A 10,856-nucleotide genomic window follows, 5' to 3' on the forward strand; every position below is an offset into this window, starting at 1 on the left:
CACCTGCATCATAACGGAGGGTCTTTTTTTATGCAATAGATGAATTCTCACCTCACAGGAATAGCTCCTGCGGGAAACGCGTGAAAGTTGAGACCCCACAGGGCTTTAGCCCGAGGAGGCTCAACTCACGCCCCGCGGAAAGCGAGCACCTGCAGCGGAAATCAACCAGCACTCACTAGTTGGTCAGCCCCATATTTACGAAAAAAACCTTTTATGTTTTAACAAGCCCACTTTCGGATAAAGTATGGTTAGGACAAGATTTCAGTGAACATAACAAAGGATGTGAAGAAATTGCTAACAGACAGCCAAAAACAGACACTCAAACAAGAATTGGTTCAACAGGAAAAGCAGTTACAAGAACATTTACATCAGGATTTAGATAATCTTCACCATACAAATGAACGTGATAACTCAGGAGAACTTTCCCTTTACGATAATCACCCGGCCGATATGGGAACCGAATTATACGAGCGGGAAAAAGACTTCGCCATCGATGACCATTCGAAGCTTGAGCTTGATAAGATTCAACAGGCCCTCCACGCAATGGAAGACGGTTCGTATGGTCAATGTAAGGAATGCGGAAAGGAAATCCCATATGAACGGTTAGAAGTCATCCCAACGACCCTTTATTGCAGGGACCATACTCCGGAGCAGTCTACCCCTCAGGATCGACCTGTGGAGGAAGAAGTACTGCAGCCTCCTGTAGATAATGAATTCAGACATGAAACAGATGGAAATGTGCGTGATGATCAGGACAGTTTCCAGGAAGTGGGCAGATTCGGTACATCCGAAACCCCTTCCGACTTTGAAGGAGACCATGAAGATTATTCCGACCTGTATCAGGATGAAGACACTTCAGAAGGCTTCACCGAAGATTTCGAGTCTTTTGTCGGCACAGATATGGAAGGGTCGAACCGTAAAGCCTATCCATCGAAGACCCATGAAGAATATGAAGATATGCTCGATGAGAATGATATGGAATCAACGATTGGGGACATCCCCTATAAAGACGGGGACAGCTACATTTCCGATAAGAAGAAAAAATAAAAGAACCGCCTGGGATCACTTTTCCAGGCGGTTTTTTCTAATTGGTCAAACTTCCATGGGCAATGCCCCAAATATCCTTCGCGTATTGCTCGATGGTACGGTCACTCGAGAAGTAGCCGGAGTTAGCAATATTCTGAAGACACATGCGGGACCAATGCTCCTTGTTTTCGTATGCCTTTCCTGCCTGATCATGAACCCTTACGTAGGAATCGAAATCCCGGAGCACAAAGAATTGATCGTTCTCCGTCAATAACGAATCATAAATGGTTTCAAAATGATCACCAGCATTTGGAAGGGTATCATCAATCAATTGATTCAACACCTTCTGGATCCTTGTATCATAGTGGAAATACTCCATGGCGTAATAGCCGCCATGATGCTGGTATTTCATTACTTCCTCAGCGGTCAAGCCGAATATGAAGATGTTATCATTCCCGACTTGTTCCAGGATCTCGATATTGGCTCCATCCAGTGTCCCCAGGGTCAGGGCCCCGTTCATCATGAACTTCATATTCCCTGTACCGGACGCTTCTTTACTGGCCGTTGAAATCTGCTCGGATAAGTCAGCCGCCGGTATGATCTCTTCCGCCAGTGACACACGGTAATTTTCAAGGAATACGACTTTGATGCGGCCTTTCACCAGTGGATGATCATTGACGAGATCAGCAACAGAGTGGATCAATTTTATGATTTTCTTAGCATAATAGTAACCCGGGGACGCCTTTGCCCCGAAAATGAATGTTCGTGGATGGAAGTCAAACCCCGGATCTTCAACACAGCGATTATATAAATGAAGTATGTGTAAAACGTTCATCAACTGCCGTTTATACGCATGAAGCCGCTTCACCTGTATATCAAAGATGGATGCAGGATCTACTACGATACCATTGCTTTCAAAGATCCGTTCGGCAAGTTTCAATTTATTCTCCTGCTTCACATCATATAAGTCCTTCAAGAATGCTGTATCATGATGGTAATCCTTCAGCTTCACAAGTTTTGCAGGGTCTTTAATCCACTCATCCCCGATCGATGATGTAATCAGTTTCGATAAGGACGGATTACTATTTAGGAGCCACCGCCTATGCGTGATTCCATTCGTTTTGCTATTAAATTTATCAGGGTAATATTGATAGAATAAGTTCATTTCCCTTTGCTTTAAAATTTCCGTATGAATCTTCGCTACCCCATTCACACTGAAGCTTCCAGCAATCGCCAGATGGGCCATTTTGACTTCATCATGGGAGATAATCGCCATCTCCTCTATCCTTTTCCAATCACCTGGATACTCTTTCCACAATTCCCTGCAGAACCGCTCATTGATTTCGTTGACAATCATATGAATGCGGGGCAGGAGTGGCTGGAATATGCGGATCGGCCATCGCTCCAAAGCCTCTGACAGAGTCGTATGGTTCGTGTAAGCAAAAGTATTCGTCGTGATCTCCCACGCTTCTTCCCATTCAAATGAGTATTCATCCAGGAGCACTCTCATCAGCTCTGGTATGGCAAGAACCGGGTGGGTATCGTTGATATGAATGGCTATATGTTCATGCAGTTCCTTCAGATCCCCGTTTCGATATAAATAGGAATCCAGAATGGAACGGATGCTTGCCGATACCAGGAAATACTGCTGCTTCAGGCGCAGAATCTTACCTTCTTCATGGGTATCGTCAGGATAAAGAAATTCGGTGATCGCTTCTGTATCTCGTTTGTATTTCATCATATCCTTACCTGCTTTATAGGCAGCAGGCTCGGCACTCCACAGACGCAGGGTATTGACCGTGGACGTTTCATACCCAACAACAGGCATATCATAAGGGACGGCCGCTACGATTTCTGCATCAACATGGCGAAACCTTAAGACGTCCTTTTCCGTATACGACTCCACTTTCCCCCAGAAAGGCACTTCTACAGTTAGATCCGACTTCCGGACCTCCCATACATGACCGTGACGCAACCATTGTTCAGGAAGCTCCATCTGAAACCCATTGACGATCTTTTGTTCGAATAATCCATGTTTGTAGCGGATTCCATAGCCATGTCCGGGTAAATTCAGGGAAGCCAGTGAATCCAGGAAACAGGCAGCCAGTCGACCGAGGCCCCCATTACCAAGACCTGCGTCGTGCTCGACCTCTTCCATATCGGCAAGGTCGATACCAAGATCCTGAAGTCCTTTTTCCACGATATCGTAAATCCCTAAATTCATCAGATTCTGGCGAAGCAAGCGCCCGAGCAGGAATTCAATAGATAAATAATACACCTGCTTTTGTTTATTGAACCGGTACTGCTCGTTCGTATGGATCCAGTTCATCGAGATATATTCACGGACCAAGTGACCCAATGTGAAGAACTGATCCTGACTGGTGGACTCCGGAAATGTCTTTCCATACATCATCTCAAGCTTCTTAAGAAACATTTCTTTAAATTCAATCGGATCAGAAAACATGACTTTCACTCCTTGATACCAGGTCAGCATATAGTTGATTATACTTAAAGGCCGATTGGGCCCAACTATAATCTTTATTCATTGCGGTCCGTACAATATGATTCCATGTTTCCGGATCTTCGTAGAAATAGGTCAGGGCCCTTCTATAGGTATAGAGCATGTCGTGAGCATTAAAGTTCTTGAATGAGAAGCCATTGCCTGTCATCGTCTCTTCATTATAAGATTGTACCGTATCATTCAATCCTCCTGTCTCGCGGACAAGCGGCAGGGCACCATATCTCATCGCAATCAATTGCCCCAGGCCGCAAGGTTCGAACTTGGAAGGCATCAGGAACAAATCACTGGCAGAGTATATCTGCTTGGCCAGCTCCTCATTAAAGCCGACCTGCACCCTCACTTTATCAGGGTACGTCCATTCCATCTCCCTGAAGAATTGTTCAAATTCCCAATCCCCTGTTCCCAAGAGGACAAACTGGACATTTTCCTGCATCATTTCATGAAATACGCCCCTGATCAGTTCAAGCCCCTTCTGGTTCGTCAGTCTTGAAATGATGGACACAAGAGGAATCCCTTCATTCTCCTCAAGTCCCAGACTTGTTTGCAGATGACGCTTCGCCTGCTTCTTCCCATGAAGATTGCCGCTGAAATAAGGAAATTCTCCGTCATCGGGATTATACACTTCATCATCGATTCCATTGACGATGCCCAATAATTGGTTGTATCGCTGACCCAGGATATTATGTAGCTTTTCCCCATAGTAAGGCGTTAGGATTTCCTCTTTATACGTAGGACTCACCGTTGTGATAAAATCCGAAGAAATGAGAGCCCCTTTCATGAAATTGATATTTCCATAAAACTCTAAGTATTCATGATGAAAATACGTATCAGGAATACCTAATAAATCCGTCATCACCTGTTTAGGATAAATCCCTTGAAATTGAAGATTGTGAATCGTGAACACACTGCGGATAAATGAATAACCGGGGCGTTCCTGATATTCGCTTCGGAGTAGGAAAGGAACCATCCCTGTATGCCAGTCATGACAATGAATTACATCAGGATAGTAATCAAGGACAGCAATGCTTTCCAGCACAGCCCTTGTAAAATACGCAAACCGCTCCCCGTCATCAAAGTATCCATACAGACGGTCCCGGTTAAAATAATACTCATTGTCGACAAAATAATACGTTACTCCATTTTCTATATACTCTTCAATGCCACAATATTGATTCCGCCACCCGACTGGCACGAAAAACTCTTTCTTCCGTTTCATTTTAGAGCGGAATTCTTGAGAAATCCCGCCGTATTTCGGCAAGATTACCCTGACATCGGTCCCTAAACTTCTTAATTCCTTAGGCAGAGCGCCTGCGACGTCAGCCAAGCCTCCTGATTTGATGAATGGGACACACTCCGATACTACAAATAACACTTTCACGAATTCATCAGCGCTCCTTGAATCATCCCTTTGCGAATGACAATTGGATTGTTTGGATCTCCGATAAGCTTGACGCCGTCCTCAATTCTCACATCTTTATCCAAGATCACATTCTCTAGTACACAGTTATCTCCAATTTGGCTCTTCTGCATAATGATGCTGCCTGAAATCTTCGTGTTTCTTCCAACCTTCACGGCTCTGAACATCGTGGAATTTTCCACTTGGCCTTCAATGTAACATCCATTGGCAATGATACTATTTTTCACGCTTGCCATTGACATGTAGCGTGTCGGCGGTTCATCCTTTACTTTCGTAAAGATAGGCATTTCCTTCTTAAACAGCTCTTTCCAGTAGGATAGATTCATCAGCTTCATGCTGGCATCATAGTATCCTTCAATCGAATCGATGGTTTGAACAAATCCTTCATGTTCATAACCGCATATCTTAAATCCGCTGTCCATGTCCTCTACGACATCCTGCATGCAGGTATAGCCCGTTTCAGGACGCTTAACGATCAAATCTATAAGTGTAGACGTTTTGACTAAGTACATGTCTAAAGAGTTCCCCTTATGCCGTATTTCCGTGATATCACACCCAATACGGATATGACGTTCGAGTACGGGCTGATAATCGATATTACATAACGTAAAGCAATTGCTGATCAAAGCATATTCCTGTGTACTGCGTTTAAAATAGTCCATATGATGGGCAAAGTGGTTAAAAGAACCCACCCCTTCTTCATTCGCTTCCAGTCCCGGTGCAGGAAAGAAAAACAAACCGTCCCGTTTCCGGTTCAGATCCCAGTTCTTTCCCGATCCCAGATGATCCATCAGGGATCTGTATTGAAACTTGGGAAAAATAGCAACGGAACCGATATCGGAATTCACCATATTGGAAAGGACAAAATCGATCAGACGGTACCTACCTGCAATCGGAAGTGCGGCTAATGAGCGATGCAGCAACAAATCCTCCAACGAATCATAGTAACTCGTAGCATCAATAACACCAAGCATTGTATTTTTCAAAACACTTCTCCTCCTCTAATGTTGTAATGTCGGTCTTGAATCTTACACTCTTTCTTGTTCCAGCAGAGTTTCAATGAATGATTCCGTCACGAGGATGACTTCATCGGACCCCTCTTCAGGCATGATACACAGCCCGCTCGGTACCTTCACATCCGAAGGCACGATCGCCTGCTCGATATACGCGTTCTCACCGATGACTGCATCCGGCATAATGACTGATCGGCTGACATGCGCCCCTTTTTTCACTGTCGTGCCCTGAAAGAGGACTGACTTCTGAATCGTTCCTTCAATCGTACATCCCTCATTCACAAGCGACCCTTCTACAACAGCATCACCTGCAATGTATTGAGGCGGCTCATTCGGATTAACCGAATACACCCTCCAATCATGATCAAACAGGTTCAATTCATTTTCCTCGTCGATCAGATCCATATTCGCTTCCCACAGGCTCTTAACCGTACCGACATCCTTCCAGTAGCCCTCGAACGGGTAAGCCATCAATTTCTTCTTCTCATCGAGGAGGAGAGGGATGACATCCTTTCCAAAGTCATGACTGGAATCAGGATTGCGCTCATCCATCTCGAGATAATCCTTCAGGACGGAATAGTTAAAAATATAGATTCCCATCGAAGCCAGATTACTCTTAGGGAAAGCCGGTTTTTCTTCAAACTCTGTGACTCTCATCTCTTCGTTCGTATTCATAAGTCCGAAACGGCTCGCTTCGTCCCACCCCACTTCAATGACTGAGATCGATACGTCCGCTTTCTTCTCGATATGATAATCAAGCATCTTACTATAGTCCATCTTGTAAATATGATCACCCGACAGGATCAAAACGTACTCCGGATCATATTGCTCGAGGTAATTCATATTTTGATAGATGGCGCTAGCCGTCCCTGTATACCAGCGCATTTCAGACGATTCAGCATATGGTGGCAGCACGGTCACACCACCGTTTTTACGGTCAAGATCCCACGCACTCCCGATTCCGATATATGAATTCAATACAAGTGGCTGATATTGGGTAAGGACACCTACCGTATCGATTCCTGAATTCGTACAGTTGCTCAGGGTGAAATCAATGATTCGGTATTTCCCTCCAAATGGTACGGCGGGTTTCGCCAGACTTTTCGTCAATGAACTTAATCTGCTCCCCTTTCCACCTGCTAATAACATGGCCACACATCTACCTTTTCCCATCACTTTCTCTCCCCTTTCAATCAATTGGTTTTAAATAAACGGCTGCATAAGGTGGAATCGTCATTTCCACATATCCTTCTCTTCCATGGTACATCTCATTGTGAACGGCAAGCGGTTCGGGGTTGACCTGGTGTGAACCACCAAATCGCTCATCATCACTATTCCAAATCTCTTCATAAGAAGAAACCTTATTTACTCCCACCTTATATTGGTGATACACATGGGGACTGAAATTGCAGATCACCACCAGATGCTCCTCCCGTTCAATCCCATAACGAATGAAGGAAAAAATCTGCTGTTCAGCATTATTCACATCCACCCACTCGAAGCCCTCTGAACGATGATCCATCTGGAATAATGGTTCAGCGCCTTTATATAAATGCATAAGCTCTTTAAAATATGAATTGAATTTGTGATGATATTCGTAATCCAGTAAATCCCAATCCAATTCCTCAAGATCTTTCCACTCTGAAAATGGAGCAAGCTCACTTCCCATGAACAAAAGCTTTTTACCCGGATGAGCCATCATATAGCTTAAGAGTAAACGATATTGTGCGAATTTCTGCCAGTAATCCCCCGGCATCTTGTTCAATAATGACTTCTTCCCATGTACCACCTCATCATGTGAGAAAGGAAGTACATAGTTCTCTGAATAGGCATATAACAATGAAAAAGTAATAAGAGAATGTACATGCCTTCTTTCAGTCGTATCGGTTTCCATATATTTAAGGACGTCATTCATCCATCCCATATTCCACTTGTAATTAAATCCAAGCCCTCCATAATGCACAGGAGAAGTCACCTGTGGCCAGTCCGTAGAGTCCTCTGCAATCATCAAAATCGAAGAATCATATTCAAACACAGCCTTATTCAAGTTTTTCAGAAACTGTATAGCACCTTCATTCGGGGCCATCTGTCCCTGATTGGCCCAATAAATGATATTGGCCACTGCATCGATCCGGAAGCCATCGATATGATACTTATCCATCCAGAAACGGGCATTGGAGATCAGGAAACTTCTCACTTCCCCTTTTCCAAGATCAAAATTTGCCGTTCCCCACGTATAATTCTCGCGATCCCTTTCCTCACTATATTCATAGGCAAACGAACCATCAAACTCATATAACCCGTGTGCATCCTTACAAAAATGTCCCGGGACCCAATCCAAAATCACGCCAATATTATGTAAATGACATTCATTCACAAATGCCATCAGCTCATGTGGCGATCCATACCGGCTGGTAGGAGAATAATAACCCGTACCCTGATATCCCCAGGACCGGTCAAAAGGATGCTCCGTGACTGGCAGCAGTTCGATATGAGTGAAACCCGCCTCTTTCACATGAGGAATCAACTGCTCCGCTAATTCCTTATAAGAAAGGAATTTCCCGGATTTTTTCTTCCATGTACCCAAATGCACTTCATAAATCGACATAGGCTGGTCGTAGATCGTGTTAGCAGAACGGTCTTCTATCCACTTCTCATCTTCCCAGGAAAAGCCCTCCAGCTCATACACGATGCTTGCCGTATGAGGGCGCTTTTCAGAGGCAAATCCATAAGGATCCGCCTTCAGTTTCTTAGTACCAGATGGTGTGGTGATTTCATACTTATACGTTTCGTTCGATAAATCCTTATCCACACGAATCGTCCACAAACCTTCGCTATTTCTTCTTTTCAGGTCATACCCGCTCCCGTTCCACTGATTAAAGGATCCCACCAGTGAAACATGTCTTGCTTTCGGTGCCCAAACGCAAAATTCTGTATAGGTTCCTGTAGAATCCTTTCTAACATGAGAACCCATAAACTGATAGGCCTGCTGTAAATTACCTTCATGGAACAAAAAAACATCATAATCGGTTATGGTCATTGCGTTCATCATCTCACCTACATTTTTTCAATCTACTTAACTACTTTCTAACAAGATCACTAAAATCCTCTTTCTAATCGTCGCTCAATTACGACAATTTACTACATGCATAGATGAAAAAATGACCTATTTGGAAGTTAATTTAAAATGGTAAGGTTTACATTGTAAAAACATAGGGGAATCATGAAGAATCCATAGGGGAATTTGTCGAAAGTTTTTTTTATAATAGTAAATGAATTTCACAAAAAATATAGAAGAATTACGGGATATCGTATGAGTTTTAACAGTTGTGGGAAGGGATTGCGATGTCGAATGGAGGAATTTTGATCATTATGGATATTTAATTTTGGCTGTTCATATAATCTTATTTTTATGAGAAGAAAATGGAGATGAAGAGAAAACTGCAGAAGTCGATAATATACATGGGGAAAGTCGTGAATAAAAGCGAGATCATAGTCACCAGCTAGGAACAGGCATTTCAATTTAAAGCCGCTCAAGATGAACCCTTTATCGCTCTATATTCAATTGGACATACCATAGACTTGATTTAATATAAAAAAAAGACTATCAACAATGATAGTCTTTACATAATGACCCATACGGGATTCGAACCCGTGTTACCGCCGTGAAAGGGCGGTGTCTTAACCGCTTGACCAATGGGCCTTAATGGCGGAGAAGGAGGGATTTGAACCCTCGCGCCAGTTGCCCGACCTACACCCTTAGCAGGGGCGCCTCTTCAGCCACTTGAGTACTTCCCCATATTAATTGGCTCCGCAGGCAAGATTCGAACTTGCGACCGATCGGTTAACAGCCGATAGCTCTACCACTGAGCTACTGCGGAATAATAGAATGGTGGGCCTAAGTGGACTCGAACCACCGACCTCACGCTTATCAGGCGTGCGCTCTAACCAGCTGAGCTATAGGCCCATATATAATTGGAGCGGGTGAAGGGAATCGAACCCTCATCATCAGCTTGGAAGGCTGAGGTTTTACCACTAAACTACACCCGCAAATGTTTAAGTAAATATGGGGCGACTGATGGGAATCGAACCCACGAATGCCTGAACCACAATCAGGTGCGTTAACCACTTCGCCACAATCGCCATAACGTATTTAAATAGAAAAATGGTGGCTCAGGACGGAATCGAACCGCCGACACATGGATTTTCAGTCCATTGCTCTACCAACTGAGCTACTGAGCCACTATGTAAAAAGAAAATGGCGGTCCGGACGGGACTCGAACCCGCGACCTCCTGCGTGACAGGCAGGCATTCTAACCAACTGAACTACCGGACCAAAGTTTTTTTGCGCTAGCAAAAATAACTTTCATTACCTTGCGCTAGCAAAAATAACTTTCATTACCTTGCGCTAGCAAAAATAACTTTCATTACCTTGCGCTAGCAAAAATAACTATCCATACGTGACTCATTGCAACATAGATACTTCTCAATTCACAATCGAGTCAAAAATGGTATTGCGGGGACAGGATTTGAACCTGCGACCTTCGGGTTATGAGCCCGACGAGCTACCGAACTGCTCCACCCCGCGACGATATAAGTAAAAAGGTAATATGGAGGAGGAAGGGGGATTCGAACCCCCGCGGGCTGTTACACCCCTGTCGGTTTTCAAGACCGATCCCTTCAGCCGAACTTGGGTATTCCTCCGTAATGAAAATGGTACTTGGTGGACCTTGTAGGACTCGAACCTACGACCGGACGGTTATGAGCCGTCTGCTCTAACCAACTGAGCTAAAGGTCCCTATTGGTAGCGGCGGAGGGGATCGAACCCCCGACCTCACGGGTATGAACCGTACGCTCTAGCCAGCTGAGCTACACCGCC

At 44.3% G+C, this 10,856-nt stretch carries 6 protein-coding genes and 12 tRNA genes; 1 reads left to right on the forward strand and 17 read right to left on the reverse strand.

Annotation, left to right across the window (positions count from 1 at the left end; all coding sequences use genetic code 11):
- The first annotated feature begins 264 nt into the window (after nt 1-264).
- Nucleotides 265-1,047: a TraR/DksA C4-type zinc finger protein gene (locus tag JI667_RS21070; RefSeq protein WP_368077926.1), complete on the forward strand. Its 783-nt coding sequence runs from the start codon at nt 265-267 to the stop codon at nt 1,045-1,047.
- Between the two features lie 37 nt (nt 1,048-1,084).
- On the opposite strand, the gene JI667_RS21075 is transcribed toward JI667_RS21070, so the two are convergent.
- The 17 genes from JI667_RS21075 to JI667_RS21155 all read right to left on the reverse strand — a co-directional run bounded on the left by JI667_RS21075 (nt 1,085) and on the right by JI667_RS21155 (nt 10,856).
- Nucleotides 1,085-3,490: a glycogen/starch/alpha-glucan phosphorylase gene (locus JI667_RS21075; protein WP_206858425.1), complete on the reverse strand. Its 2,406-nt coding sequence runs from the start codon at nt 3,488-3,490 to the stop codon at nt 1,085-1,087.
- Nucleotides 3,480-4,925 carry a glycogen synthase GlgA gene (gene glgA, locus JI667_RS21080; protein WP_206858427.1) on the reverse strand — a complete coding sequence of 482 codons (1,446 nt, stop codon included), beginning with the start codon at nt 4,923-4,925 and terminating at the stop codon, nt 3,480-3,482. Before glgA ends, JI667_RS21075 begins: the two co-directional genes overlap by 11 nt.
- A complete protein-coding gene (locus JI667_RS21085; RefSeq protein WP_206858429.1) occupies nt 4,922-5,950 on the reverse strand; it encodes a sugar phosphate nucleotidyltransferase in 1,029 nt (342 codons plus the stop codon). Before JI667_RS21085 ends, glgA begins: the two co-directional genes overlap by 4 nt.
- Before the next feature lie 42 nt (nt 5,951-5,992).
- Entirely contained in the window at nt 5,993-7,150 is a 1,158-nt protein-coding gene (locus JI667_RS21090; RefSeq protein WP_211201365.1) for a glucose-1-phosphate adenylyltransferase, read from the reverse strand.
- Nucleotides 7,151-7,166: 16 nt separating this feature from the next.
- Nucleotides 7,167-9,026, reverse strand: coding sequence for a 1,4-alpha-glucan branching enzyme (gene glgB, locus JI667_RS21095; RefSeq protein WP_206858434.1), 1,860 nt, complete (start codon nt 9,024-9,026; stop codon nt 7,167-7,169).
- A gap of 582 nt (nt 9,027-9,608) precedes the next feature.
- A tRNA-Glu gene (locus JI667_RS21100) sits at nt 9,609-9,680 on the reverse strand.
- Nucleotides 9,681-9,684: 4 nt separating this feature from the next.
- Nucleotides 9,685-9,775: transfer RNA gene (locus JI667_RS21105), tRNA-Ser, on the reverse strand.
- Between the two features lie 8 nt (nt 9,776-9,783).
- Nucleotides 9,784-9,858 (reverse strand) — tRNA-Asn (locus tag JI667_RS21110).
- Between the two features lie 9 nt (nt 9,859-9,867).
- A tRNA-Ile gene (locus tag JI667_RS21115) sits at nt 9,868-9,944 on the reverse strand.
- A gap of 9 nt (nt 9,945-9,953) precedes the next feature.
- A tRNA-Gly gene (locus JI667_RS21120) sits at nt 9,954-10,027 on the reverse strand.
- A gap of 17 nt (nt 10,028-10,044) precedes the next feature.
- Nucleotides 10,045-10,120, reverse strand: a tRNA-His gene (locus tag JI667_RS21125).
- 23 nt (nt 10,121-10,143) lie between these two features.
- A tRNA-Phe gene (locus JI667_RS21130) sits at nt 10,144-10,219 on the reverse strand.
- A 17-nt stretch (nt 10,220-10,236) separates the two neighbouring features.
- A tRNA-Asp gene (locus tag JI667_RS21135) sits at nt 10,237-10,313 on the reverse strand.
- 178 nt (nt 10,314-10,491) lie between these two features.
- Nucleotides 10,492-10,565, reverse strand: a tRNA-Met gene (locus tag JI667_RS21140).
- Nucleotides 10,566-10,588: 23 nt separating this feature from the next.
- A tRNA-Ser gene (locus JI667_RS21145) sits at nt 10,589-10,681 on the reverse strand.
- Nucleotides 10,682-10,698: 17 nt separating this feature from the next.
- Nucleotides 10,699-10,775, reverse strand: a tRNA-Ile gene (locus JI667_RS21150).
- A 4-nt stretch (nt 10,776-10,779) separates the two neighbouring features.
- Nucleotides 10,780-10,856 (reverse strand) — tRNA-Met (locus tag JI667_RS21155).

Origin of the sequence: Bacillus sp. NTK074B (genome assembly GCF_017303375.1) — a bacterium.
Classification (GTDB): Bacteria; Bacillota; Bacilli; order Bacillales; family Bacillaceae_B; genus Rossellomorea.

Coding starts and splice junctions, on each gene's coding strand:
- JI667_RS21075 (WP_206858425.1), bottom strand. CDS start 3,490: ATGTTTTCTGATCCGATTGAATTTAAAGAAATGTTTCTTAAGAAGCTT.
- JI667_RS21090 (WP_211201365.1), bottom strand. CDS start 7,150: ATGGGAAAAGGTAGATGTGTGGCCATGTTATTAGCAGGTGGAAAGGGG.
- glgB (WP_206858434.1), bottom strand. CDS start 9,026: ATGAACGCAATGACCATAACCGATTATGATGTTTTTTTGTTCCATGAA.